The following is a 23512-nucleotide window of genomic DNA, read 5'->3' as shown; positions in this document are numbered from 1 at the left end:
ATGGCCCATCCCACATCCACCCCGCTGATCGAGGTGCGCGACGTCACCAAGCACTTCGGCTCGGTGATCGCCCTCGGCGGCGTCTCGATGACGGTGCATGCCGGTGAGGTGCTGTGCCTGCTGGGCGACAACGGCGCCGGCAAGTCCACGCTGATCGGCACGCTGGCCGGCGTGCACCAGCCCACCAGCGGCGAGCTGCGCGTCGACGGCCGGCCGGTGCGCTTCGCCAGCCCGCGCGATGCGCTCGACGCCGGCATCGCCACGGTCTACCAGGACCTGGCCATGATTCCGCTGATGTCGGTCACGCGCAACTTCTTCATGGGGCGCGAGCCCGAGACCGGCTGGGGCCCGTTCAAGCGCTTCGACATGGCGCTGGCCGACCGCATCACGCATGAGGAGATGCGCCGCATCGGCATCGACGTGCGCGATCCGCAGCAGGCCGTGGGCACGCTGTCGGGCGGCGAGCGCCAGTGCGTGGCCATCGCCCGTGCCGTGCATTTCGGCGCCAAGGTGCTGATCCTCGACGAGCCCACCTCGGCACTCGGCGTGGCCCAGACCTCGATGGTGCTGAAGTACATCGGCCAGGTGCGCGAGCGCGGCCTGGGCGTCATCTTCATCACGCACAACGTGCGACATGCGTATGCGGTGGGCCAGCGCTTCACCGTGCTCAACCGCGGCCGCACGCTGGGCACCCATGCCAAGCACGAGATCTCGATGGACGCGCTGCAGAACCTGATGGCCGGCGGCAAGGAGCTGGCCGACGTCGGCGCCGAGCTTGGCGGAACCATCTGAGCGGGTGCTCCTGAAGCCTCTCCGCCCCCTTTTTCCTCGAACCCCACCCTCGCCCACCATGACCGCACCCACCCCCACCGTCGGCGCCTTCACCCTGGCCGTCTCCTCCGAGATGGTCTTCCGCGATCTGCCGCCGGTCGAGCGCGTCAAGCGCATCCACGCCCTCGGCTACCAGGTCGAGATCTGGGACTGGACGAAGCACGACATCGGCGCCCTGGCCGCCACCGGCGCCACCTTCTCGTCGATGACCGGCTACATCAGCGGCACCTTGGCCGACGAGGCCGGCGCCGACGAGCTGCTGCGCACCGCCGCACAGTCGATTCCGGTGGCCAAGGACCTCGGCGTGCCGCGGCTGAACCTGCACGGCACCGGGCTCGACGGCCGCGGCCTGCCGGTGCACCCGGCCGAGACCGTCACCGGCGCCATGTGGCTGAAGGCCCGCGACACCCTGCAGCGCATCGCCGATCTGGGCGAGCGCCACGGCCTGACCTTCATGCTGGAGAACCTCAACCTGCCGCTGGACCATCCGGGCACGCCCTTCGGCCGCGCCGAGGACACGCTGGCGCTGGTCTCGTCGGTCAACCGCCCGCGCCACCTGGGCCTGAACCTGGACCTCTACCACGCGCAGATCGGCGAGGGCAACCTGATCGAGCTGTGCAAGCGCTGCCGGCCCTGGATCGCCGAGATCCAGGTGGCCGACGTGCCCGGCCGCTGCGAGCCCGGCACCGGCGAGATCCACTACCCGGCCATCGCCCGCGCCCTGACGGCGATGGGCTGGCAGGGCACCGTCGGCCTGGAGGCCTTCGCCTCCGGCGACAGCGAACGGGCCCTGCGCCGCTTCCGCGACGCGTTCACCGTCTGATCTCACACCGGGCCCCGGGCGCACGCCCCCGGCACACCACCATCACCTCACTTTGACGACCATGACCGCCCGCAAGACCCTCAACATCGCGCTGATCGGCGCCGGCCGCATCGGCTCCTTCCATGCCGAGAGCATCGCCCGCCGCATCCCCAACGCGAACCTGATCGCCGTGGCCGATCCGGCCCCTGGCGCCGCGCGCCGCCTGGCCGACAGCCTGGGCTGCGAGACCGCCCACACCGATCCGGCCGCCCTGTGGGCCGACCCGGACGTCGACGCGGTGCTGATCGCCACCCCGGCACGCTTCCACACCCCGCTGGCCGAGGCCGCCGCCCACGCCGGCAAGCACGTCTTCTGCGAGAAGCCGATGGCGCTGACGCTGGCCGAGGCCGACCGCGTGATCGCCGCGGCCCGCGCCAACGGCGTGCAGCTGCAGGTCGGCTTCAACCGCCGCTGGGACCGCGCCTTCGCCGACGGCCGCGCCGCCATCGATGCCGGGCGCATCGGCACGCCGCAGCTGCTGCGCTCGCTGACCCGCGACCCCGGCCCCTGGGGCGGCGACCCGGCCAAGGTGCCGCTGTGGACCATCTTCTACGAGACCCTGATCCACGACTTCGACACCCTGCTGTGGCTGAACCCGGGCGCCCGCCCGGTCGAGGTGAGCGCCATCGCCGACGCCCTGGTGCGCCCCGACGCGCGCGCCAGCGGCCACATCGACACCGCCGTGGTGACGATCCGCTTCGACAACGGCGCCATCGCCGTGGCCGAGGCCAACTTCAGCGCGCTCTACGGCTACGACATCCGCGGCGAGGTCTTCGGCTCGGCCGGCATGGTGACGATGGGCGATGTGCGGACCTCCAGCCTGAGGGTCTTCGATGCCCAGGGCGTGTCCGCGTCGACCTTCCGCATGGACACGCTGCACTTCCCCGACGCCTACACCGCGCAGATCCAGCACTTCACCGACAGCGTGCTGCAGGGCCGTCCGCACGCCGGGCCCGGCGGCGCCGATGCCCGTGCCGCGCTGGCCGTGGCCTTGGGCTGCATCGCGTCGATCCAGCAGAATCGGGCGATCCGCCTGTCCGACATCGTCGCGGCCTGAGCCCCGCCGCCCGGGCCCGTCGCGCCCCGCCCACCGCCCGCCCCATGACCCGCAAAGCCACCGCCGCCGACGTCGCCCTCGAAGCCGGGGTCTCCCGCTGGACCGTCACCCGCGCGTTCGCGCCCGGCTCCTACATCTCGGAGAAGAGCCGCGAGCACGTGATGGCGGTGGCCGAGCGTCTGGGCTACCGGCCCAACCTGCTGGCGCGCAGCCTGAGCACCAAGACCACGCACCAGATCGCGGTGCTGGTCGACGACTTCAGCAACCTGCACAAGCTGGCCGTGCTGGAGACGCTGACCGCGGCGCTGCAGGCCGAGGGGCTGATGGCGATGCTGGTGCACATCGGCCAGCACTTCGACCATGCGCACGCCTTCCTCCATGCCGACCAGCGCCAGGTCGATGCGGTGGTGCTGATGGGCACGGGCTTCCGCGACGAGACCCTGGCGGCGGCCATCCAGCCCGGCAGCCCGCCGCTGTTCGTGCTGGCCCGCGAGAGCCAGGTCGAGGGCATCCCGTCGGTGGCCTGTGACGCGGAGGTCTCGATGCGCGAGATCGTCGCGCACCTGGCCGCGCGTGGCTACCGGCGGCCGGGCTTCATGTCCGGCGCCAAGGCGCTGTCCACCGGGCTGGGCCGCCAACGCTGCTTCGCCGAGAACTGGCGCGCACGCGGCGTGGCGGACGTGCCCGAGCTGGCCGCCGGCGCCTACGACGTGAAGGCCGCCGAGGCCTGCCTGCGCGACTACCTGGACCGCACCCCGGCCGACCAGCGCATCGACGTGCTGATGTGCGAGAACGACGTGCTGGCCATCGGCGCGCTCGACGTCGCCCAGCGCGGCTTCGGCCTGCGCGTGCCGCAGGACCTGGCGATCGCCGGCTACGACGGCAACGACCTGACCGGGCTGGGCCTGTTCGACCTCACCACCTACGCGCAGCCGATGGACGAGATGGTGGCCGCCCTCGTCGACATGCTGCAGGGCCGGCGCGAGCCGGCCTCCATCACCCTGCCCGGCCGGCTGATCGTGCGCGGCTCGACCTGAGCCCGGCGCGGGCCGCGGGCCGTGCGCTGCACGCCGCCCGCCCGCGCCGCACGCCGGCCGGCATCGCTCCGGAGCCGACACCGCCATGCTGCAACAGCCCACCGCACCGCACCGGGCCGCCGGCGCACCCCGGATCGAACCCGGCACGCCCACGCCCTGGCCCGACACCGACACGGCGTCCGACGCGGCGCCAGCCGGGCGGACAGCCACCGAGCCGCCGACCGCCCCCCGCGGCGCCCCGCTGATCCAGCGCATCCGCGACGAGATGCCGCAGCTCAGCCGCCAGCTCAAGGCCATCGCCCGCTACGTGCTGCAGCATGCCGACTACCTGGTGCTGGAGCGCATCCAGGACGTGGCCGAGCGCTGCGGCACCCAGCCCTCGGCCGTCGTGCGCTTCGCCAAGCACTTCGGCTTCCACGGCTTCCAGGAGCTCAAGCAGGCCTTCAGCGACGACTTCCGCCGCCACCGCCTCGGCCAGCGCCCCGACGTCCGCGAACGCCTGCGCCCCCGCCTGGAGGCCAGGCCTGACGGCGATGCCGAGCGTGCGCCCCATGCCGGCACCGATGGCACCGATGGCACCGATGACACCCATGGCCCCGACGGCACCGAGATCGCCTTCGACGTCATCGACGGCGCCTGCGCCGGCGTCAAGCAGCTGCAGCGCCAGATCCGCGCCGAGGACCTGCGCCACGCCCTCGGCGGCCTGGCCCGCGCCCGCACGCTGTGGGTGGTGGGCGTGCGCCGCGCCTATCCGGTGGCCAGCTACCTGGCCTACGCGCTGCAGAGCCTGGACAAGCCCGTGCAGTGGGTGGACCTGGCCGGTGGCATGCAGGACGGCCAGTTGCGCGGCCTGCGGCCCGACGACGCGCTGATCGCCGTCAGCTTCGCGCCCTGGGCCGAGGAGACGCTGCATGCCGCACGCGTCGCCCGCACGCTGGGCGCCAGCGTGATCGCCCTGACCGACACGGCCGACAGCCCGCTGGCCCGCATCGCGACCGTCAGCCTGAACGTGCCGGAGAGCAGCACGCAGGGCTTCCGCGCGCTGACCAATGCGGTGACCGTGGCACAGGCGCTGTTCGTCGGCCTGGCGTTCCGGCTGGAGGGCGCAGGCCGGGCTGAACCGGCCTGAGCGACACGGCCGAACCAGCCCGGGCGCCGCGGGCCGTGCCGGGTCGAGCGTCAGCGGCCGGGTCAGAGGCCGAGCGCCGTCCGTCCCAGCTGGACGGCCAGACCGGCCAGACCCGCGCCGCACACGACCGGGATCACCCCCGCCTTGAACCGGAACAGCGCCACCGCGGCGACCAGCCCGATGGCGGCGCTGGCCGCGTCGAACGGCCCGGCCAGGCCCTGCGGCCACAGGACGTGATAGGCGAAGAACAGCGCCAGGTTCACGATGACGCCGACCACGGCCGCGGTGATGCCGGTCAGCGGCGCGGTGAACCTCAGCTGGCCGTGGGTGGACTCGATGAACGGGCCGCCGAGCAGGATGAAGCAGAACGACGGCAGGAAGGTGAAGAAGGTCACCACCGTGGCGGCCACGGCGCCGGCCAGCAGCAGCGCGTCGCTGCCGAAGATCTGCATCGTCCAGCCGCCGACGAAGCCGACGAAGGCCACCACCATGATCAGCGGACCGGGGGTGGTCTCCCCCAGCGCCAGGCCGTCGATCATCTGCGGCGCCGTCAGCCAGTGGAAGTGGTCGACGGCGCCCTGGTAGACATAGGGCAGCACGGCGTAGGCGCCGCCGAAGGTCAACAGCGCCGCCTTGGTGAAGAACCAGCCCATGCGGGTCAGCACGCCGTCCCAGCCGAAGAAGGCCACCAGAAGGCCCATCGCGAGCGCCCACAGCGCCAGGCTGACCGCCAGGACACCGCGAAAGCGCGCCCAGGTGAAGCGCGCATGGTCCGGCGCAGGCGTGTCATCGTCGATCAAGGCCGGGCCATGGCCCTGTGCGGCGGCGCCATGTCCGCCCCCCGTCTTGAACCTGTCGGGCGCCACCTTGCCGCCGACATGGCCGATCAGTCCGGCGATCAGCACGATCAGCGGAAACGGCAGACTCAAGGCGAAGATCGCGACGAAGGACGCCGCGGCGATCGACCACAGCCAGGCGTTCTTCAAGGCGCGCGATCCCACGCGCCAGGCGGCATGCACCACCAGCGCCGTGACGGCCGGCTTGATGCCATGGAACAGCCCCGCGATGGCGGGCACACTGCCGTAGGCCAGGTAGATCCACGACAGGCCGATCAGCAGGAACAGGGACGGCAGCACGAAGAGCCCGCCCGCGACGATACCGCCCCAACTGCGGTGCATCAGCCAGCCGATGTAGGTGGCCAGCTGCTGCGCCTCGGGCCCCGGCAGCACCATGCAGTAGTTGAGCGCATGCAGGAACCGGCGCTCCGAGATCCAGCGGCGGCGCTCGACCAGCTCCTCGTGCATGAGCGCGATCTGCCCGGCCGGCCCGCCGAAGCTGATGCAGCCCAGCTTGAGCCAGAAGCGCAAGGCCTCGCCACGGGAGACGGGTGGTGGCGGCGCGGCCACCGTGGGGTTCAGGGGATCAGGAGGGGTCATTCGGATGTTCCAGGGGGCGGCCTGCCAGGGCGGCATGGCAGGCATCGAAGACCGGCAGCGCGGCGGCCAGCAGCGCGTGGTCGTCGGCATGCCGGGCCTGCAGGCCGCGGATGAGCATTTCAAGGCCGGGCGCCTCATCCACCGGGATGCCCCCGACGTCGATGCAGTGGACGAGCGCGGCCAGCCGCTGCAGCGCCGGGTCATCGAGCAGGCCGAAGGCTTCGGCCACGACCTCGAAGGTCACGCGCTCACCCACGTGCGTGAAGGTGGCGCCGTCGTAGTCATAGCCCAGCGCGGACTTCGGACACTGGCGGGCATCGGCCAGCCAGATGAAGCGCGGCCGCCGGTCGATGAAGCGCTGGATCAGCCAGGCCGTGGCCAGACGGTCCACCCAAGGCCTCTGACGCGTGGCCCAGGTGCGGCCCTGATGGTCGGCGACGGCCCGGCGCGCGATGGCCACCGTGGTGGCCGAGGGCTCATCGGGGGCGAGGTGCAGCTCGACCTCCCGGCGCAAGGCCGACATCGCGTCGGCCGCCTTCCGGCCGTCCGCGCCGGGGAAGAAATCATGGGTCTGGATCGACCGCAGCTGCGTCTCCAGGCTGCGCAGCACCTTGCGCAAGCCGGCTTCGGTGGCCGTCCTGTCCTGCAGCGGCCTGCGCGCCTCCTTCGTCGACTGCAGGAAGTCCGCATACAGATCCGCGCGGTCGAAGAGCGCCCGGAAGGCCTGTTCCTGCGCGTCATCACGGGCCTGGACGACGAGCAGATGGGCCGCGGCACCGGCCTCGACGATGGTTCGCTCCAGCGCCGACAGGGTCTGGGCACCGGGCGCGTGCTCGGGCAGCACGTACACGCCCTCACGCAAGGTCCCCGCACCGGTCGCCCTGAGCGAGCGCCAGACCTTCACCCGCAAGCCGCTGGGCGAGGTGGGCAAGGTCGCGGTCAGGATGAACCAGGTGCTCATGAAGCAATCATCGCATATTGAAATGATTGCTTCGTCGAAAGCCCGCTAGCCCTCAGGCCCGCGGGCCGGGCCCGGTGACCGCCCGGGTCAGGCGCTCCTGGCCACGACCTTGATCTCGAACTGGAAGCCGTAGAGCCAGGTGACGCCGACCCCGGTCAAGGCCGGATGCGGCGCCGGCCCCCAGAACTCCTGCATCACCGGCGTCCTGTGTCTGCCGCGCGACATGGCCGCTGCGCACGGCCTCACCCCCGCCACCACCGCCAAGCCGCCCACGCCACGGCCACCCAGACGGCCACCACCAGCAGCACCCCCGCCCGGCTCACCGGCCGCCGGCCCTGGCGCGCCATCCAGTCCTCGGCCTGCGCCCGACAGGCCTCGCGCACCGTCGGTGGCAGCAGTTTCAGCGCCAGCCAGATCAACCCGGGCAGCAGCAGCACATCGTCCACATAGCCCAGCACGGGGATGACATCGGGCACCAGGTCGATGGGGCTCAGCGCATAGGCGACGACCAGCGCGCACAGCGCCTTCACCGCCCACGGCGTGGCCGGCATGCGGCAGGCGAACCACAGGGTCATACCGTCGCGCTTGAGGCGACGGGCCCAGCCGCGCAGAGCGGGGCCGAGGGTGGACCAGGACCCCATGACGACGCTCAGACCGGCAGCGGCAGCGCCGTGGTGCACTTGATCTCGTCCATGCACACGCTCGAGCGCACGGCGGCCACGCCCGGCAGCCGCATCAGCGAGTCCATCAGGAAGCGCGAGAGGGACGGCAGATCGCGCGCGACGACCTTGAGCACGTAGTCGAAGTCGCCGGTCACCGAGTAGCACTCCTGCACCTCGGGCAGGCCGGCCAGCAGGTCCTTGAAGCGGTCCAGCTCGCGGATGTGGCTGCGCTCCATCGAGACGTGGATGAAGGCGATGACCGTCAGACCGAGGCGCACCGCGTTCAGCCGCGTCTCGTAGCGGGCGATGAAGCCGGCCTCCTCCAGCCGGCGGTGCCGCCGGTGCGACTGCGCCGGCGACAGGCTGACGGCCTGCGCCAGCTCCATGTTGGTCGCCCGGGCGTGGGCCTGCAGATGGTCGAGGATCCGCAGGTCGGTGCGGTCCAGATCGAGCGTGTACAAGATCCTCTCTCCTGAAGGCCGGACGAGGAAATCTTCTCTCGTCATTCTGGGTTTTCCCGGGAATCATACGAGAGAACATTCGGCGGACAGCGGCCTAAAGTTTCTCCGCCAGCCATCACGGCGCTGACAGGAGCACACCATGACCGATCTGTTCGACAACCCCATGGGCCTGGCAGGCTTCGAGTTCGTCGAGTTCGCCGCGCCGACGCCGGGCGTGCTGGAACCGCTGTTCGAGACCATGGGCTTCAGCCTCGTCGCACGCCACCGCTCGAAGGCCGTCCAGTTGTACCGTCAGGGGGGCATCAACTTCATCGTCAACCAGGAGCCGCACAGCCAGGCCGCGTACTTCGCCGCCGAGCACGGGCCGTCGGCCTGCGGCATGGCCTTCCGCGTGAAGGACGCGCACCGCGCCTATGCCCGCGCGCTGGCCCTCGGCGCCCAGCCGCTGGACATCCCGACCGGCCCGATGGAGCTGCGCCTGCCGGCCATCCGCGGCATCGGCGGTGCGCCGCTGTACCTGATCGACCGCTTCGAGCCCGGCCGCTCGATCTACGACATCGACTTCGAGTGGGTGGACGGCGTCGAGACCCATCCCGTCGGCCACGGCCTGACGCGCATCGACCACCTGACGCACAACGTCTACCGCGGCCGGATGGCCTACTGGGCCGGCTTCTACGAGAAGCTGTTCAACTTCCGCGAGATCCGCTACTTCGACATCCAGGGCGAGTACACCGGGCTCAGCTCGAAGGCCATGACCGCGCCCGACGGCCAGATCCGCATCCCGCTCAACGAGGAGGCCGGCCGCGGCGGCAGCGGCCAGATCGAGGAGTTCCTGATGCAGTTCAACGGCGAGGGCATCCAGCACATCGCCCTGCTGACCGACGACATCCTGGCGACGATCGACCGCCTGGCGCTGTCCGGCGTGCCGCTGATGACCGCGCCCAACGACATCTACTACGAGATGCTGGAGCAGCGCCTGCCCGGCCACGGCCAGCCGGTGGCGGACCTGCGCACCCGCGGCATCCTGCTCGACGGCACGACCGAGGGCGGCCAGCCGCGGCTGCTGCTGCAGATCTTCAGCCAGACGCTGCTCGGCCCGGTGTTCTTCGAGTTCATCCAGCGCCAGGGCGACGACGGCTTCGGCGAGGGCAACTTCAAGGCCCTGTTCCAGTCGATCGAACGCGACCAGATCCGCCGCGGCGTGCTGCAGACCGAGGCGGCGTGAGCGGGCCGCAGGCTCGGGCACGCGGACCCGGGACCCGGCCCCTGGAGGCTCACTTCACCGCATAACGCTCCAGCCAATGCGCATACGGCGCCGGCAGCACCCAGGTCGGACGCGGCAGGCCCAGGCGCTGGGCGGCCACCAGCGGCCAGTGCGGGTTGGCCAGGTGGGCGCGGCCGACCATCACCAGATCCATCTGCTGCGCGGCGATGACCCGCTCGGCATCGTGCGGGTCGTCGATGCCCCAGGACGAGGCCACCGGCAGGCCGGCCTCGCGGCGCACGCGCTCGGCGATCGGGGCCAGGAAGGCCGGCGCCCAGCGGATGTCGGCCGCGGGGGTCGAGAAGCCGATGCTGACGTTCAGCAGGTCCAGGCCGTCGGCCTTCCACGCGCGGGCCAGGTCGATGGCTTCGGCCAGCGTCTGCTCGTCGCGGCCATCGAACTCCAGCACGCCGAAGCGGGCGGTCAGCGGCAGGCGCTCGGGCCAGATGGCGCGCACGGCCGAGAAGGTCTCGCGCAGGAAGCGGCCGCGGCCGGTGGCGTCGCCGCCATAGGCATCCTGGCGCTGGTTGGCATGCACGGAGAAGAAGCTCTGCGCCAGGTAGCCGTGGGCGAAGTGCAGCTCCAGCCATTCGAAGCCGGCGGCCCGCGCGCGCCGGGCGGTGGCGACGAAGGCCTCGCGCACGCGGGCGATGTCGGACAGCGTCATCTCGTGCGGCACGCGCGGCAGGCCACCGCCGAAGGCGACGGCCGAGGGCGAGATCGGCGGCCAGGCCCGCAGGTCATCGGCCGGGATGTGGTCGTCGCCCTCCCACGGCCGGTTGGCGCTGGCCTTGCGGCCGGCATGGGCGATCTGCAGACCCGGCACCGCACCGGCGGCCTTGATGGCCGCGGCCACGCGGGCCAGACCTTCGATCTGTGCGTCTTCCCACAGGCCCAGGCAGGCGGGGGTGATGCGCCCCTCGGGCGAGACGGCGGTGGCCTCGACCACCACCAGGCCGGCACCGCCACGCGCCAGACCCGCGTAGTGCGCGACATGCCAGTCGTTGACCCGGCCGTCGGTGGCCGAGTACTGGCACATCGGCGCCACGGCGATGCGGTTGCGCAGCGTCAGGTCCTTCAGCGTGAAGGGGCGGAACAGGGCGGGCAGCGTGTCGCTCATGTGACGAAGTGGGTGAGGGTCAGGGCCTGCAACGGCAGCTCGGCCACGCGGGGGAATGATGGCCGATTCTGGCCGCTCACGCACGGACCGTCACGCACGGGCCGTCACGCGCGCCTCGTCACGCACGGCGCAGGGCGGCCGGACCGGGCGGCGCCCGCATCAGGCGGCGCGGCGGCGGCGGGCCTCGGCCACCAGACCATCCAGCCAGTCCTGGTGGCCGTTGATCATGGGGTTGGGCCGGGCGCGGGCCAGCTCGAGCGCCGGGGCGCCCTTCTGCGTCTCCTGGGTCAGGATGCGCACGCGGCCGCCGTCCAGATCCTCCACCAGCCAGGCGTGGTGCACGTCCAGGCGGTCGGCGGCGCCGGGTTCGCCCACCCAGCCGTGCCAGGCCACCCGGCCCGGTTGGCCAACCGTCGGGGCCACGTACTCGTTGCACTGCGCCTCCACCGGGAAGCCGAAGGTCTCGAAATGGAAGCGGTCGCCGGCGGCCAGCTGCGGGCCGCGGCCGTCGTGGAAGCGCGGGTGGGCCGAGTTGGCGTAGTAGCCGGGCCACAGCGCCGGCGTGACCAGCAGCGGCCAGATGTCGGCGGCGCCGAGGCCGGCGGCGATGACCTCGTTGGAGCAGAAGTTGTCGGTGAAGCCTGGGACGAAGCCCTCGGGCCAGACGATGGCGTGCTGTCGGATGTCGTGCGGCATGGAACCGGTTCTCTCGTGCGGGAAGGTGCGGGATGTGCGGGATGGATGCGGCCGGGCCGCCCCAGGACCGCCATGGTGGCGACCTCCGACTCATCACGCCAATCACGCTTTCATATCAGAATCATCGCCGTGGCTGATATCAGAACCCTGGACCTGAACCTGCTGAAGGCCTTCGACGCGCTGATGGACGAGCGCAGCGTGACGCGCGCCGCCCAGCGCCTGGCGCTGACACAGCCGGCCGTCAGCGGCATGCTAGGCCGCCTGCGCGAGGCCTTCGGCGATCCGCTGTTCGTGCGGGCCTCGCGCGGCGTGGTGCCCACCGCGCGGGCCGAGGCGCTGGCGCCGGCCGTGCGCCAGGTGCTGCTGGAGGTGGCCGCCCTGCTGCAACCGCTGCAGTTCGACCCCACCACCGCGGCGCTGACGATGACGGTGGCCGCCACCGACTACGCCTTGCGCGCCGTCGTCCTGCCCTGGCTGACGGCACTGCGGGCGCAGGCGCCGGGCGTGCGCATCGCCGTGCAGCCGATCGACGACACCCGCATCGGCGCCCAGCTCGAACGCGGCGACATCGACCTGGCGCTGACCACGCCCCAGGCCGCGCCGCCCGAGCTGCATGCCCGCACGCTGTTCGACGAGCACTACGTCTGCGTCGCCCGCCACGACCACCCGGCACTGGCCGGCGGCCCCTGCACGCTGGACACCTTCTGCGCCCAGGACCACGCGCTGGTGTCCTACGGCGGCCCGGCCTTCGAGGGCGCCACCGACCACGCGCTGGCCGCCCTCGGCCGCCAGCGGCGCGTCGTGGCCTCGGTCGGCAGCTTCCTGATGCTGCCCGAGCTGCTGCGCCGCACCAACCTGATCGCCGTCGCCCCCTCGCGCCTGGTGGCCGACGAGCCCGGCCTGGGCCGCTGCACGCCGCCGCTGGACGTGCCCGGCTTCAGCAAGATCGCCGTCTGGCACGAGCGCCGGCACCGCGACGCGGGGCAGCGCTGGGTGCGGGAGCTGTTGTTCGGCTGTTGTGCCTGAGCACCCGGCGGCCGCGGCCGTCCATCCCGCGGCCCGCGGATCTACAGGCCCACCGACAGCAGCCGCCCCGACCAGGGCGCCTTTTCCAGCGCATCCAGCGGCACCGTCTGCCGCGCGGTGGTGACCCACAGGCGGCGACCGGCCGCATCGAAGGCGAGGTCGGTCGGACAGGGCACGGGCAGGCCCACCACCCGGTCGAGCTGGCCGTCGGCCGCCACGCGCACCACGCTCCAGCCTTCGGCCAGCGCGGTCCAGGTGCCGCCCTGGTCATCGAGGGCCAGGCCGGAGATGCGGCCGGCGCCCGGCGGCAGCGTGGCCAGGCGACGCACGGCCGTGCCCTGGGTGCGCACCACCAGCAGGCTGCCCGAGGCCGGCGCGGCCAGGTGCAGCTGCTGCCCGTCGGCCGACCAGGCCAGGGCCTGCACCGGCTCATCCACCTGCCAGGCCCCGCGGAAGGCCCCGCCCGGCGCGATCTCGCCGATGCGGCTGCCGCCCTGTGGCGTGGGCAGGGCCGCCCACAGCCGGCCGTCCGGGCCGTTGCACAGTGCCTGCAGCACGCCGGCCGGCCAGGCCGTCAAGGGCGCATGGCGGCCATCGGGGGTGACACGGGTGGCGCCGGCCTCGTGGGTCAGCACCAGGTCGTCGCCGAGGAAGGCGAGCCCGGTCACCGGCGCCTCGGCCTCCAGCAGGACACGCTCGCGGCCATCCACCCCCAGCACCCGCAGGGCCGGCGCCAGGCGATCGGCCCAGTACAGCGCACCGCCGGCATGCAGGCGCGGACAGGCGCCCCAGAACGCCCAGGGCGCGTCCACCGCCGTGATCGCCGGATCGGCCGCGGACGTGGCGGCCTGGCGCATCTGCCCGCCGATGCGACGGGCCGCCTCGGCCACCTCGGGGCCCAGCAGCTCGGCCCGCTGGCGGGTGATGCGCCAGGCCGGGCCGGCCACGCTGATGGCGCCATGCACCCGTCCCTCGGCATCGACCACCGGCGCGCCGACACAGCGCACGCCCAGCACGATCTCCTCGTCATCCATCGCCCAGCCGCGGGCGGCGGTGATCCTCAGTTCGGCCTGCAGGCGGCGGCGGTCGGTCAGGGTGCGAGGGGTCAGGGCCTCCAGCCGCAGCTCGCGCACGAGGGCATCACGGGCCTCGGCCGGCAAGGCACCGAGGATGGCCTTGCCCTGGCTGGTGCAGTGCAAGGGCTTGCGCTGGCCGAGCGCGGCGGCCGAGCGCTGGCCATGCGCCCCGTCATAGCGTTCGAGCGAGACGACCTCCTGCCCGTCGAGCGCGGCCAGGTAGGTGGTCTCACCGGTGAGGTCACGCAGCGCGCGCAGCTCGATGGCGGCGGCCGCCACCAGATCCGGCGTGGCGCGGGCCTTGCGGCCCATGTCGAAGCAGCGCGCCCCCAGCGTGTAGACCTTGCGCGACGGATCGCGCCGCAGCAGCCCGCGCGCCACCAGCGTGGCCAGCAGGCGGTAGACCGTGGTGCGGGGCAGTGCCAGCCGTTCGGACAACGCGGCCTGGCCCAGGCCGTCCTCGGCGTCGACGACGGCCATCAGCACATCGATGGCCTTGTCCAGCGCGGCCGTGCCCTCGCCGACCGCCGCCGCCGCGGTGGCCGGGTCGGTCCAGACGGCCGCGGGCGGCTCGATGGCGGTCTTTTTCCCAGTGCTTGGAACGCGGGCCATGGTGTGGAGGCGGAGCGGCGAGGCCTGCATTGGAACGCGAAGCACGGCTGCCTAGGATGCGTGCACAGGGTCGCGCAGGGCCATCGCAGCGCAGCACCCGCCACACATTCCCGCCATCTGAGACACGCCGCACCCATGACCGTCTTCTTCGACCGCCCGGCCCCGCTGCCGGCACACGCGATCCCGCGCCTGCCCGCCCCGCCGCACGTCAGCGACGCGCTGCTGGAGCGCCTGGCGCGCTGCACCAGCGGCTCGCTGACCACCCAGCTCTACATCAAGGGCATCCGCCAGCCGGTGCTGCACGGCGTCAGCCAGCTCAGCCGCAGCCGCAAGCCCTTCGCGGGCCGCGCCTACACCATGCGCTTCATCCCGGCGCGCGAGGACATGGACCGCTACGGCAACCTCACCACCGGCCCCAACGCCGAGAACCTGCAGTGGGTCGGCGTCGAGCAGATCGAGCCCGGCCACGTGCTGGTGATCGACAGCAACCGCGACGGCCGCGCCGCCTCGATGGGCAACATGCTGATCACCCGCATGATGATGCGCGGCGCCCGCGGCGTGGTCACCGACGGCAGCTTCCGCGACGGCCGCGAGCTGGAGGCGATGGACTTCCCCGTCTGGTGCACCGGCGTGACCAACACCACCCGGCTGTCCTACCACCACGTGGCCGATCTGCAGGTGCCCATCGCCTGCGCCGGCGTGGCCGTCTACCCGGGCGACGTGATCCACGGTGACGGCGAGAACATCACCATCATTCCGGCGGCCATGGCCGAGGAGATGGCCGACCTGTGCGAGCAACGCGACGACATCGAGGCCTACCTGGCCCTGCGCGTGCGCGCCGGCGAGCCGCTGTGGGGCCTGTACCCGCCGAGCGACGACACCCGTGCCGAGTTCCGCGCCTGGTGCGCGGCCGGTCGGCCGGAGATCGCGCCCCGAGGGCCGGCCGCGGCCTGACCGGCCGCACGCACACACGACCCGCCCACCGCCCACCCGAGGAGCCCCGATGTCCATCTTCACCCCGGCGGACCACACCGCCTTGATTCGCCGTTATTTCAAGGCCTGCAACGAAGCTGACCATGCCACGCTGGTCGACTGCTTCACGCCCGATGCGGTGCATTACTTCCCGGCCGGGCTGCCCGACATCCCCTGGCGCGGTGCCGAGACCATCGCGAAGAAGTGGGTCTGGTGCGTCGAGACGCTGGGCTCGCAGTGGACGATCGAGAAGATCCTGGTCAGCCACGACAGCCCCGAAGCCGTCATCGAGTGGACGCACTGGAAGAACAAGAGCGGCACCGCGCTGCGCGGCGACGAGTGGTACCGCTTCGACCCGCAGACCGGCAAGATCGCCGAGATCCGGGCCTACTACGCGGCGCCGGCCGATCGGTCGGTGACGATCAACGAGTGGGTCGACTTCGACTACGCCGGGCGCGGCTACCACCTGAAGTCCGCATGAGCACGACGATGACCGCCGCGCCGATCGACAGCACGCCAGCGGACGTGGACGCCGCGGCGCAGGCGGCCGGCCGCGCCAGCCCCGGCTGGGGCCGCAGCGAGGCCGCTGCGCGTGCCGGCCTGCTGCGCGGCCTGGGCGAGGCGCTGCTGGCGCACCGCGCGCCGCTGGTGGCCCTGGCCGACCAGGAAACCCGGCTCGGCGCGCCGCGGCTGGACGGCGAGCTCGACCGCACGGTGTTCCAGCTGCGCGGCTTCGCCGATCAGGTGATGCACGGCGCGGCCTTCGCCGTCACCGATGACCCGGCCGTGGCCGGGCCACCGCCGACGGGCCATCCAGCCCTGCTGCGCGTGCGCGTGCCGCTGGGGCCGGTGGCGGTCTTCTCGGCGAGCAACTTCCCCTTCGCCTTCAGCGTGCTGGGCGGTGACACGGCCTCGGCCCTGGCCGCCGGCTGCCCGGTGGTGGTCAAGGCCCATCGTGGGCACCGCGGGTTGTCCCATGCGGTGGCGGCGCTGGCGCAGGACGTGGTCCGCGCCCAGGGTCTGCCCAGCGGCCTGTTCGCCCTGGTCGACGGCCGTGGCACCGAGGTCGGCGTGCGCCTGCTGGCGCATCCGGCGATCGCCGCCGGGGCCTTCACCGGATCGGTCCAGGGCGGCCTGGCGCTGCAGCGCGTCGCGCGCGAACGGCCGCGGCCCATCCCCTTCTTCGGCGAGCTTGGCTCGGTCAATCCGGTGGTCGTCCAGGCGGCGGCCCTGGCCGCGCAGGGTGAGGCCCTGGCGCAGGGGCTGGCAGCGTCGATCACGCAGGGCTGTGGCCAGTTCTGTACCAGCCCGGGCGTGATCGTGCTGCCCGTCGGTGCGGCCGGCGACGCCTTCGTCGAGGCCTTGGCGGCCGCGCTGCAGGCCACCCCCACCCATCCGATGCTGAGCCCGGCGATGCGCGACGGCTTCGAGACCGGACGTGCGCGCTGGACCGCCCATCCTGGCCTGCAGCCGCTGCTGCACATTCCCACGCCGGCCGCGCAGCCGCCACGCCCGGTGCTGATGCAGACCGATGCCGCCTGCTTCATCGCCGACACCACCTTGCACGAGGAGGTGTTCGGCCCGGCCGCCCTCGTGGTGCGCATCGACGACCCGGCCCAGGCCATCGACGTGCTGCAGGCCGTGGGCGGCAGCCTGACGGTCACGTTGTGGGGCATGGACGAAGGCCGGGCGGCCGACCAGGCCCTGGTGCGTGCCGCCTGCCAGATCGCCGGGCGCGTGCTGTTCGATGGCTACCCGACGGGCGTGGCCGTCAGTGCCGGCCAGCAGCACGGCGGGCCGTTTCCCTCGTCCACCGAGCCCGGCAGCACCTCGGTGGGCTGGGCCGCGATGGACCGCTTCCTGCGCCCGGTCTGCCTGCAGCAGGCCCCGGACTGGCTGCGCCAACGACAAGGTCGACCATGCTGAGACACATCGTCCTCTTCCGCCGCCGCCGAGACGTGCCGCCAGACCCCGAGGGCGACGCGGCCCTGGTCGCCCGCATGCAGGCGCTGGGCGCGCGCATTCCCGTCATCCGCCGCTGGGTGTTCCGCGCCAACGAGCTGGACCGGCCGATCTGCTGGGACCATGTGCTGGAGTCCGAGGTCGATGACGCCCAGGCCCTGCACGACTACCTGTTCCACCCCGAGCACCAGGCGCTGGTGGCCGACCTGCGGCCCCGTTTCGAATGGGCAGCGGTGGACTACACCGTCTGACGCCGCCCGGAGGCGATGGCCGGCCACGGCGCTGACGAGCGACCTCAGGTGTCTGGCGGGATCTCCGCCGTCAGGTCGTCCGGCACGGCCTGGCGGTGCAGCGATGCCCGCAGCGCGGCCAGCAGCGGCGAGGGCTCCTCACGCAGGCTGTAGCAGTAGACGTCCAGGCGCTCCTGCGTGTCCAGCGCACGGTAGACGACGCCGGGAAATCCCACATGCCCCATCGACGCGGGCACGATGGCCACGGCCGCCCCGGTGGCCGCGATCACTCCGGTCAGCGTAATGTCGCTCACCGGTGGCGCCAGGCGCGGCGTGAAGCCGTGCCGGCCGCACAACCGCATCGCCAGTGCCGACATCGTCGGCGCGATGCCCAGCACCAGCGTCTCCTCGCGCAGCTCGGCCACGGGCACCACCTCGCGCGCGGCCAGGCGGTGGCCGGCCTGCAGCGCGACCAGCAGCGGTTCGCGCGCGACCCGCTCGGCCCGCAGCGCCGGGTCATCCGGCATCCAGCGCTCGAAGACCGCCAGCACGCGGCCCTGGCGCAGCGCATCGGCCTGCTCGCGGGCCGGCGCATGGCTGAGCGCGATCTGCACTTCAGGGTGTGCGGCGGAAAAGGCCGTCAGCAGGCGCGGCACCACCCCGAAGACGGCCGAGCCGTAGACCCCGATGTCGATGCGGCCGAGCTGGCCCTGACCGGCCCGCCGTGCACGGTCGGCCGCGTCATCGGCCATGCGGCGCAGGTTCAGCGCGTCCTTCAGCAAGGCTTCGCCGGCCGGCGTCAGCAGCATGCCCCGTGCGGTGCGGATGAACAGCGCCGTGCCCAGCTCGTCCTCCAGCGCCTGGATCTGCCGCGACAGCGGTGGCTGCGACAGGCACAGCTTGTCGGCCGCGCGGCCGAGATGCCCTTCCTGGGCCACGGCGATGAAGTAATTGAGCTGGCGGAAGTCCATCGGGGATGTCTTACGGCAAAGGTAAGGAGCACAACGAATTCTGCATTGGATGTTCGTTCGAGGCCTCCCCAGAATCCCTCCCACCCAGGGCAGGGCCGACCCGGCCACTGCCCGACCGTTGTCAGGAGACCGCTCATGTTCATCCCCTTCCTGCGTGCCTGCACGCTGGCCAGTGCGCTGGCGCTCACGCTGTCCTGCGCGCTGCCGGCGGCCGCACGCGACTTCCGCGCCGCCGACACCCAGGTGCCCGACTACCCCACCGTCGAGGGGCTGCGCCACATGGGCAAGCTGGTGGAGGAGCGCACCCAGGGCCGCCTGAAGCTCAAGATCTTCGCCAACGGTGCGCTGGGCAATGAGCGCGACACGCTGGAGCAGCTGAAGCTGGGGGGACTGGACCTGGTGCGCACCAGCCTGGCGCCGCTGAACAACATCGTGCCCGAGTCCATCATCCCGTCGCTGCCCTTCATCTTCCGCGACGAGCGGCACATGCACACGGTGCTCGACGGCGCGATCGGCGACGAGATCCTGGCGGCCATGGCCAGGCAAGGCCTGGTGGGCCTGGCCTGGTACGACGACGGCGCCCGCTCGATCTACGCGAAGAAGCCGATCAAGCGATTGGCCGACCTCAAGGGCGTCAAGCTGCGCGTGCAGCAGTCCGACATGTTCGTGGCGATGACCGAAGCGCTGGGGGCCAGTCCGACACCGCTGCCCTACGGCGAGGTCTACACCGCGCTGACCACCGGCATCATCGACGCGGCCGAGAACAGCGTGCTGTCCTACGAGACCTCGCGCCACTTCGAGGTCGCCAAGGTCTACAGCCTGACCGAGCACACGCTGCTGCCCTCGGTGGTGGTGTTCTCCAAACTCGTCTGGGACCGGCTGAGCGAGGCTGACCGGACCATCGTGCGCCAGGCCGCCAAGGACAGTGCACTGCTCGTGCGCAAGCTGGCGGCCGAACGACAGGCCAAGGCCCGCGAAGCGGTGCAGGCCAAGGGCGTGACGATGGTGCCGGTGGCCGACAAGGCCGAGTTCGTCAAGGCGATGGCCCCGGTCTATGCCCGCTTCGCCGCGACATCGGAACTGCGCAGCCTGGTGCAACGCATCCAGGCCACGAAGTGAGGCCACGGTGAACGCCCCTCCGATGGACGGCCTGCTCACGCGCTTCAATGCACGCGTGGCCAGGGCCTGCATGAAGCTGTCGGTGGCCGGCCTGCTGCTCATCGTGCTGACGGTGAGCTGGCAGGTCTTCGGCCGCTACGTGCTCAACCAGCCGCCGACCTGGGCCGAGAGCCTGGCGCTGCTGATGATCCTCTACGTCACCCTGCTGGCCGCGGCCGTGGGCGTGCGCGATGCCGGCCACATCGGCATGGAGTCACTGCTGGTGCTGGTGCCCGATGCGGTACGCATCCAGGTCGAGCGCCTGATCCACGCCCTGGTGGCCCTGTTCGGCGCGGCCATGGTGTGGAACGGCACGCTGCTGGGCCGCTCGGTGATGGACTACCGCATCTCCGGCCTCGGACTCCCGGAAGGCCTGCGCTACCTGCCACTGGTGATCTCGGGCGCGCTGATCGTGCTGTTCTCGATCGAACACATCCTGGCGTCCCTGCAAGGACGCGACGTGGAGCCGGCATGGCACTGACGATCCTCGCCCTCACCTTCTTCGGCTTTCTGGTGCTGGGGGTGCCGGTGGCCTTCGCCATCGCGCTGTCCTCGGTCTGCACCATCCTGTACGAAGGCCTGCCGCTGGCGGTGCTGTTCCAGCAGATGATGTCCGGGATGAACGTGTTCTCGTTCCTCGCGATCCCGTTCTTCGTCTTCAATGGCGAGCTGATGCTGCATGGCGGCATCGCCGACAAGATCGTGCAGGCGGCCAAGAATCTGGTCGGCCACATCCGGGGCGGGCTGGGCCTGTCCAACGTGGTGGCCTGCACGCTGTTCGGCGGCATCGCCGGCTCGCCCACGGCCGATGTCTCGGCCATGGGCAGCGTGATGATCCCGATGATGAAGCGCGAGGGCTATGACGCGGACTATGCGGTCAACGTCACCACCCACGCTTCGCTGGTGGGTGCGTTGATGCCCACCAGCCACAACATGATCCTGTATGCACTGGCCGCCGGTGGGGCGGCCTCGATCGGCTCGCTGATCCTGGCGGGGGTGGTGCCGGCGCTGATCCTGACGGCCTGCAACCTGGGCGCGGCCTGGCTGGTGGCCCGCCGACGGGGCTATCCGGCCCTGAGCCGTCCGGCGATGGACGCCGTCTGGCGCGCGCTGGGCGCGGCCATGCCGGGCCTGCTGGTGCTGCTCATCATCCTGGGCGGAATCATCTCGGGCGTGTTCACCGCCACCGAGTCCGCGGCGATCGCCGTCGTGTACTCGATCGTGCTGACCTTCTTCGTCTACCGCACGATGCGATGGTCCTCCTTCATGGAGGCCTGCGCCAAGGCCGCCAAGACCACCGGCGTGATCCTGCTGCTGATCGGCGCGTCCACCATGTTCCAGTACCTGATGGGTCTGTACGAGGTGCCGGATCTGGCGGCGCGCTTCATGTCCGGCCTGTCGGAGCAACCGTGGGTGATCTTCCTGTGGATCAACCTCATCCTGTTCGTGCTGGGCACCTTCATGGACATGGGCAGCACCATCCTGATCTGCACGCCGATCTTCCTGCCGATCGCGCAGAAGTTCGGCATGGATCCGACGCAGTTCGGCATGGTGATGCTGATCAACTGCGCACTCGGACTGAACACCCCGCCCGTGGGCACCACGCAATTCGTCGGTTGTGCGATCGGTGGCGTCACGGTGGGACAGGTGATGCGCTCGATCTGGCCGTTCTACGGTGCGCTGCTGCTGTGCCTGATGCTGGTGACCTACGTGCCGGCCTTCTCGATGACCCTGCCCCTGATGTTCAAGGCCGGATGAGCATGAAGATCGTTTCCGTCGAACCCATCGTCCTGTCCATCCCTTTCGAGGACGGCGGACAGGGCACCGGCATGACCCCCACGCGATGGCACCGTCTGGACATGGTGCTGGTGAAGATCGTCACCGACCGCGGGCTGATCGGCTGGGGCGAGGCCTTCGCCTACTTCTGCCGCCGGGCCGTGGCCGCCCAGGTGCGCGACCTCTACGCACCGATGCTGATCGGCCAGCCGCTGGAGCCCACCACCGACCTGAGCGCACTGAACCTGCAGCTGCAGCAGCGCAGCTGCCTGTTCGGACGCTACGGCGTGTCCACCTTCGCACTCTCGGGCATCGACATCGCGCTGTGGGACCTGCAGGCCAAGGCCGCCGGCTGCGACCTGGCCACGCTGATCGCGGGCCGGCGGCGGCGCGAGACGGTAGCGGCCTATGCCAGCCTCGTGCGCTACGGCGAGGCCGCGCAGGTGGCGCGCCACTGCGAACGTGCCCAGCGGGAGGGCTACACATCGATCAAGCTGCACGAGGTGACCCTGCCCGAGATCCGCGCCGGCCGCGCCGCCATGGATCGCACCTCGACCTTCACCGTCGACGTCAACTGCAGCTGGGACGAAGCCTTCGCCGCACGCGCGATTCCCGAGCTGATCGCGCTCGACACGCTGTGGCTGGAAGAGCCCGTCTTTCCGCCCGAGGACTGGGCGGCCCAGCGGCGCCTGGGCGCCCTCGGCCTGCCGATCGCCGCCGGCGAGAACGCCTGCACCGCGCAGGAGTTCGGCCACCTGGCCCAGGCCGTGCGCTACGTTCAGCCCAGCGTCACCAAGGTGGGCGGGGTGTCGGAATTCCTGCGGGTGGCCACCCTGGCGCGGCAGCGTCAAGGCCCTGACCATGAGGGTGACTTCATGGCCCACTCGCCCTACTTCGGACCGGGCTACCACGCCACGCTGCAGCTGGCCGCCGCGCTCGACAACTTCGGCCTGTTCGAGCACCTGTACATCGATCCGCTGGCCTGGGCCGGTGGCCACGGCCTGCGGCCCGAGAGCGGACACATCGCCATTCCCGACCGCCCGGGCATCGGCTTCGAGCCCGACGCGGATGTGCTGCACCGCTACGCCGCACCATGAGCGCCGGTCCGTACACCCTCGGCCCGGATGCGCTCCTGACGCTGCGCGCGGGCCACGCACAGGCCTGGCTGTCACCCACGCTCGGCGGTCGGCTGCTGGCCTGCCGCCTGCCCGTCGGCTCCGGGCCCGAGGCACCGGTGCGCGATGTGCTCAAGCCCTATCCCGCATCACGGACCGACCTCGATCTGGCCATCGATGAATGGGGCCGCGGCGGCATCTATCCCCTGATCCCCTACAACGGCCGGCTGCGCGGCGCACAGATCCGTCACGCCGGACGGACATGGCCACTGGTGCCGCACACCGGCAGCCCGCACACCCTGCACGGCCTGACCCAACGACGGGCCTGGACCGTCACCGTGCAGACCGCCGACCAGGTCGTCCTGAGCCATCGACACACCCCGGACGAACACTGGCCCTGGGCCTTCGAGGCCACGCAGGTCATCCGTCTGGTGGGCGATCGCCTGACGATCGACATCCGCCTGTGCAACACCGATGCCCGACCCGCACCGGCCGGCATCGGCCTGCATCCCTATCTGCCGTTGGGCCCGCGTCCGCGGCTGCACCTCCAGGCCAGTCCGCCCTGGCCGTTCGACACGGACTACCTGAGCGAGAGCGCAGGCCCGGATGATGCGACGCCGGCGGCCATCGACATCGGACCCGCCACCCTGGCGGCGGGCGAGGTGACGCGCTTCCACGCGGACTGGGACGGCACGGCCTGGCTGCTGGACGAGGCGGCCGGCGCCGAAGGCCCGGCGCTCCTGCTGCAGGCCACGGGCGATCTGCGGGCCCTGGTGCTGCACAAGCCGGACGGTGCGGGCCACGTCTGCGTGGAGCCGGTGAGCCACCTGCCGGATGCCTTCAACCTGCCCGCGTCGACAGCCCGTGCGCTGGGCGCGCGGGTCCTGGCGCCGGGCGAGCAGCTGGCGGGCGGTCTCTGCCTGACCTGGGCACATCCACAGGGTGGAATCACCTCGGCGGATGACCGGGCCATCTCCGTGTTCTGACGCGATCCGTCCCACCCGGTGGGATGAGAAGACCGCCACGCCTTGCAGCGGACAGGGTCGTGACCCGCTCCGGGCGCTGACGCTTCCTACAGTCTGTCCGATGCCCCTCGAC

At 71.6% G+C, this 23512-nt stretch carries 24 protein-coding genes and 1 pseudogene; 16 read left to right on the top strand and 9 right to left on the bottom strand.

From position 1 onward, the window contains the following. The 5 genes from AACH11_RS21040 to AACH11_RS21020 all read left to right on the top strand — a co-directional run bounded on the left by AACH11_RS21040 (window position 1) and on the right by AACH11_RS21020 (window position 4916). Window positions 1-792, top strand: coding sequence for an ATP-binding cassette domain-containing protein (locus tag AACH11_RS21040; protein ID WP_341376237.1), 792 nt, complete (start codon window positions 1-3; stop codon window positions 790-792). 58 nt (window positions 793-850) lie between these two features. Continuing rightward, window positions 851-1654, top strand: coding sequence for a TIM barrel protein (locus AACH11_RS21035; RefSeq protein WP_341376236.1), 804 nt, complete (start codon window positions 851-853; stop codon window positions 1652-1654). 61 nt (window positions 1655-1715) lie between these two features. Continuing rightward, window positions 1716-2750, top strand: a complete 1035-nt coding sequence (locus tag AACH11_RS21030; protein WP_341376235.1) for a Gfo/Idh/MocA family oxidoreductase — start codon at window positions 1716-1718, stop codon at window positions 2748-2750. Window positions 2751-2794: 44 nt separating this feature from the next. Continuing rightward, on the top strand, window positions 2795-3787 hold the full coding sequence (locus AACH11_RS21025) for a LacI family DNA-binding transcriptional regulator (protein ID WP_341376234.1): 993 nt from the start codon (window positions 2795-2797) through the stop codon (window positions 3785-3787). An 85-nt stretch (window positions 3788-3872) separates the two neighbouring features. Beyond that, window positions 3873-4916, top strand: coding sequence for a MurR/RpiR family transcriptional regulator (locus tag AACH11_RS21020; protein ID WP_341376233.1), 1044 nt, complete (start codon window positions 3873-3875; stop codon window positions 4914-4916). Between the two features lie 62 nt (window positions 4917-4978). Here AACH11_RS21020 and chrA read toward each other — a convergent pair whose 3' ends face one another. From chrA to AACH11_RS20995, 5 genes and pseudogenes are all read right to left on the bottom strand, one after another. Next, window positions 4979-6352: a chromate efflux transporter gene (gene chrA, locus AACH11_RS21015; RefSeq protein WP_341376232.1), complete on the bottom strand. Its 1374-nt coding sequence runs from the start codon at window positions 6350-6352 to the stop codon at window positions 4979-4981. Further along, the gene (locus tag AACH11_RS21010; RefSeq protein ID WP_341376231.1) at window positions 6339-7313 is read right to left on the bottom strand and encodes a chromate resistance protein ChrB domain-containing protein; all 975 of its coding nucleotides are present in this window, start codon (window positions 7311-7313) and stop codon (window positions 6339-6341) included. The genes chrA and AACH11_RS21010 overlap by 14 nt, the downstream gene beginning before the upstream one ends. 87 nt (window positions 7314-7400) lie before the next feature. Further along, window positions 7401-7511 (bottom strand): annotated as a pseudogene (locus AACH11_RS21005) (RidA family protein); the annotation flags it as partial. Between the two features lie 44 nt (window positions 7512-7555). Continuing rightward, entirely contained in the window at window positions 7556-7954 is a 399-nt protein-coding gene (locus AACH11_RS21000; protein WP_341376230.1) for a YkvA family protein, read from the bottom strand. Window positions 7955-7962: 8 nt separating this feature from the next. Further along, window positions 7963-8436 (bottom strand): Lrp/AsnC family transcriptional regulator, encoded by a 474-nt coding sequence (locus tag AACH11_RS20995; RefSeq protein WP_341376229.1) that lies wholly within the window; start codon window positions 8434-8436, stop codon window positions 7963-7965. Between the two features lie 139 nt (window positions 8437-8575). On the opposite strand from AACH11_RS20995, the gene hppD reads away from it, so the two are divergent. Continuing rightward, the gene (gene hppD / locus AACH11_RS20990; protein WP_341376228.1) at window positions 8576-9661 is read left to right on the top strand and encodes a 4-hydroxyphenylpyruvate dioxygenase; all 1086 of its coding nucleotides are present in this window, start codon (window positions 8576-8578) and stop codon (window positions 9659-9661) included. 49 nt (window positions 9662-9710) lie between these two features. Here hppD and AACH11_RS20985 read toward each other — a convergent pair whose 3' ends face one another. Then, window positions 9711-10808, bottom strand: coding sequence for an NADH:flavin oxidoreductase/NADH oxidase (locus AACH11_RS20985; RefSeq protein WP_341376261.1), 1098 nt, complete (start codon window positions 10806-10808; stop codon window positions 9711-9713). A 171-nt stretch (window positions 10809-10979) separates the two neighbouring features. After that, on the bottom strand, window positions 10980-11516 hold the full coding sequence (locus AACH11_RS20980; protein WP_341376227.1) for an SRPBCC family protein: 537 nt from the start codon (window positions 11514-11516) through the stop codon (window positions 10980-10982). Between the two features lie 129 nt (window positions 11517-11645). On the opposite strand from AACH11_RS20980, the gene AACH11_RS20975 reads away from it, so the two are divergent. Next, on the top strand, window positions 11646-12542 hold the full coding sequence (locus AACH11_RS20975) for a LysR family transcriptional regulator (RefSeq protein WP_341376226.1): 897 nt from the start codon (window positions 11646-11648) through the stop codon (window positions 12540-12542). A gap of 41 nt (window positions 12543-12583) precedes the next feature. On the opposite strand, the gene AACH11_RS20970 is transcribed toward AACH11_RS20975, so the two are convergent. Beyond that, window positions 12584-14230 carry an IclR family transcriptional regulator domain-containing protein gene (locus AACH11_RS20970; protein ID WP_341376225.1) on the bottom strand — a complete coding sequence of 549 codons (1647 nt, stop codon included), beginning with the start codon at window positions 14228-14230 and terminating at the stop codon, window positions 12584-12586. A gap of 135 nt (window positions 14231-14365) precedes the next feature. Here AACH11_RS20970 and AACH11_RS20965 point away from each other — a divergent pair, with 135 nt between their 5' ends. Genes AACH11_RS20965 through AACH11_RS20950 form a run of 4 tightly spaced genes read left to right on the top strand, consistent with a single transcriptional unit; the run spans window position 14366 to window position 17415 of the window. Further along, window positions 14366-15184 (top strand): RraA family protein, encoded by an 819-nt coding sequence (locus AACH11_RS20965; protein ID WP_341376224.1) that lies wholly within the window; start codon window positions 14366-14368, stop codon window positions 15182-15184. A gap of 49 nt (window positions 15185-15233) precedes the next feature. Continuing rightward, a complete protein-coding gene (locus AACH11_RS20960; RefSeq protein WP_341376223.1) occupies window positions 15234-15683 on the top strand; it encodes a nuclear transport factor 2 family protein in 450 nt (149 codons plus the stop codon). Further along, a complete protein-coding gene (locus AACH11_RS20955) occupies window positions 15680-17128 on the top strand; it encodes an aldehyde dehydrogenase (NADP(+)) (RefSeq protein WP_341376222.1) in 1449 nt (482 codons plus the stop codon). Before AACH11_RS20960 ends, AACH11_RS20955 begins: the two co-directional genes overlap by 4 nt. Next, window positions 17122-17415: a Dabb family protein gene (locus tag AACH11_RS20950; protein WP_341376221.1), complete on the top strand. Its 294-nt coding sequence runs from the start codon at window positions 17122-17124 to the stop codon at window positions 17413-17415. The genes AACH11_RS20955 and AACH11_RS20950 overlap by 7 nt, the downstream gene beginning before the upstream one ends. Before the next feature lie 44 nt (window positions 17416-17459). Here AACH11_RS20950 and AACH11_RS20945 read toward each other — a convergent pair whose 3' ends face one another. After that, window positions 17460-18365 (bottom strand): LysR substrate-binding domain-containing protein, encoded by a 906-nt coding sequence (locus AACH11_RS20945; protein ID WP_341376220.1) that lies wholly within the window; start codon window positions 18363-18365, stop codon window positions 17460-17462. A gap of 135 nt (window positions 18366-18500) precedes the next feature. Between AACH11_RS20945 and AACH11_RS20940 the strand changes: the two genes are divergently transcribed. The 5 genes from AACH11_RS20940 to AACH11_RS20920 are packed head-to-tail and all read left to right on the top strand — an operon-like array spanning window position 18501 to window position 23400. Beyond that, entirely contained in the window at window positions 18501-19484 is a 984-nt protein-coding gene (locus AACH11_RS20940; protein ID WP_341376219.1) for a TRAP transporter substrate-binding protein, read from the top strand. 31 nt (window positions 19485-19515) lie between these two features. Continuing rightward, the gene (locus AACH11_RS20935; RefSeq protein WP_423228792.1) at window positions 19516-20004 is read left to right on the top strand and encodes a TRAP transporter small permease; all 489 of its coding nucleotides are present in this window, start codon (window positions 19516-19518) and stop codon (window positions 20002-20004) included. After that, window positions 19995-21281 (top strand): TRAP transporter large permease, encoded by a 1287-nt coding sequence (locus AACH11_RS20930; RefSeq protein ID WP_341376218.1) that lies wholly within the window; start codon window positions 19995-19997, stop codon window positions 21279-21281. Before AACH11_RS20935 ends, AACH11_RS20930 begins: the two co-directional genes overlap by 10 nt. 2 nt (window positions 21282-21283) lie before the next feature. Beyond that, window positions 21284-22396 carry a mandelate racemase/muconate lactonizing enzyme family protein gene (locus AACH11_RS20925; protein WP_341376217.1) on the top strand — a complete coding sequence of 371 codons (1113 nt, stop codon included), beginning with the start codon at window positions 21284-21286 and terminating at the stop codon, window positions 22394-22396. Further along, window positions 22393-23400, top strand: a complete 1008-nt coding sequence (locus AACH11_RS20920; RefSeq protein WP_341376216.1) for an aldose epimerase family protein — start codon at window positions 22393-22395, stop codon at window positions 23398-23400. The genes AACH11_RS20925 and AACH11_RS20920 overlap by 4 nt, the downstream gene beginning before the upstream one ends. Window positions 23401-23512 lie beyond the last annotated feature (112 nt).

The organism is Pseudaquabacterium rugosum (genome assembly GCF_038066575.1).
GTDB classification, from domain to species: domain Bacteria; phylum Pseudomonadota; class Gammaproteobacteria; order Burkholderiales; family Burkholderiaceae_C; genus Pseudaquabacterium; species Pseudaquabacterium rugosum.
The sequence above is the reverse complement of the archived record's forward strand: the minus strand, read 5'-3'. Positions and strand labels throughout refer to the sequence as shown.

What these genes read in the sequence shown, in the direction of transcription:
- AACH11_RS21040 (WP_341376237.1), top strand. Translation starts at nt 1, where the DNA reads ATGGCCCATCCCACATCCACCCCGCTGATCGAGGTGCGCGACGTCACC.
- AACH11_RS21035 (WP_341376236.1), top strand. Translation starts at nt 851, where the DNA reads ATGACCGCACCCACCCCCACCGTCGGCGCCTTCACCCTGGCCGTCTCC.
- AACH11_RS21030 (WP_341376235.1), top strand. Translation starts at nt 1,716, where the DNA reads ATGACCGCCCGCAAGACCCTCAACATCGCGCTGATCGGCGCCGGCCGC.
- AACH11_RS21025 (WP_341376234.1), top strand. Translation starts at nt 2,795, where the DNA reads ATGACCCGCAAAGCCACCGCCGCCGACGTCGCCCTCGAAGCCGGGGTC.
- AACH11_RS21020 (WP_341376233.1), top strand. Translation starts at nt 3,873, where the DNA reads ATGCTGCAACAGCCCACCGCACCGCACCGGGCCGCCGGCGCACCCCGG.
- chrA (WP_341376232.1), bottom strand. Translation starts at nt 6,352, where the DNA reads ATGACCCCTCCTGATCCCCTGAACCCCACGGTGGCCGCGCCGCCACCA.
- AACH11_RS21010 (WP_341376231.1), bottom strand. Translation starts at nt 7,313, where the DNA reads ATGAGCACCTGGTTCATCCTGACCGCGACCTTGCCCACCTCGCCCAGC.
- AACH11_RS21000 (WP_341376230.1), bottom strand. Translation starts at nt 7,954, where the DNA reads ATGGGGTCCTGGTCCACCCTCGGCCCCGCTCTGCGCGGCTGGGCCCGT.
- hppD (WP_341376228.1), top strand. Translation starts at nt 8,576, where the DNA reads ATGACCGATCTGTTCGACAACCCCATGGGCCTGGCAGGCTTCGAGTTC.
- AACH11_RS20980 (WP_341376227.1), bottom strand. Translation starts at nt 11,516, where the DNA reads ATGCCGCACGACATCCGACAGCACGCCATCGTCTGGCCCGAGGGCTTC.
- AACH11_RS20970 (WP_341376225.1), bottom strand. Translation starts at nt 14,230, where the DNA reads ATGGCCCGCGTTCCAAGCACTGGGAAAAAGACCGCCATCGAGCCGCCC.
- AACH11_RS20965 (WP_341376224.1), top strand. Translation starts at nt 14,366, where the DNA reads ATGACCGTCTTCTTCGACCGCCCGGCCCCGCTGCCGGCACACGCGATC.
- AACH11_RS20960 (WP_341376223.1), top strand. Translation starts at nt 15,234, where the DNA reads ATGTCCATCTTCACCCCGGCGGACCACACCGCCTTGATTCGCCGTTAT.
- AACH11_RS20955 (WP_341376222.1), top strand. Translation starts at nt 15,680, where the DNA reads ATGAGCACGACGATGACCGCCGCGCCGATCGACAGCACGCCAGCGGAC.
- AACH11_RS20950 (WP_341376221.1), top strand. Translation starts at nt 17,122, where the DNA reads ATGCTGAGACACATCGTCCTCTTCCGCCGCCGCCGAGACGTGCCGCCA.
- AACH11_RS20945 (WP_341376220.1), bottom strand. Translation starts at nt 18,365, where the DNA reads ATGGACTTCCGCCAGCTCAATTACTTCATCGCCGTGGCCCAGGAAGGG.
- AACH11_RS20940 (WP_341376219.1), top strand. Translation starts at nt 18,501, where the DNA reads ATGTTCATCCCCTTCCTGCGTGCCTGCACGCTGGCCAGTGCGCTGGCG.
- AACH11_RS20930 (WP_341376218.1), top strand. Translation starts at nt 19,995, where the DNA reads ATGGCACTGACGATCCTCGCCCTCACCTTCTTCGGCTTTCTGGTGCTG.
- AACH11_RS20925 (WP_341376217.1), top strand. Translation starts at nt 21,284, where the DNA reads ATGAAGATCGTTTCCGTCGAACCCATCGTCCTGTCCATCCCTTTCGAG.
- AACH11_RS20920 (WP_341376216.1), top strand. Translation starts at nt 22,393, where the DNA reads ATGAGCGCCGGTCCGTACACCCTCGGCCCGGATGCGCTCCTGACGCTG.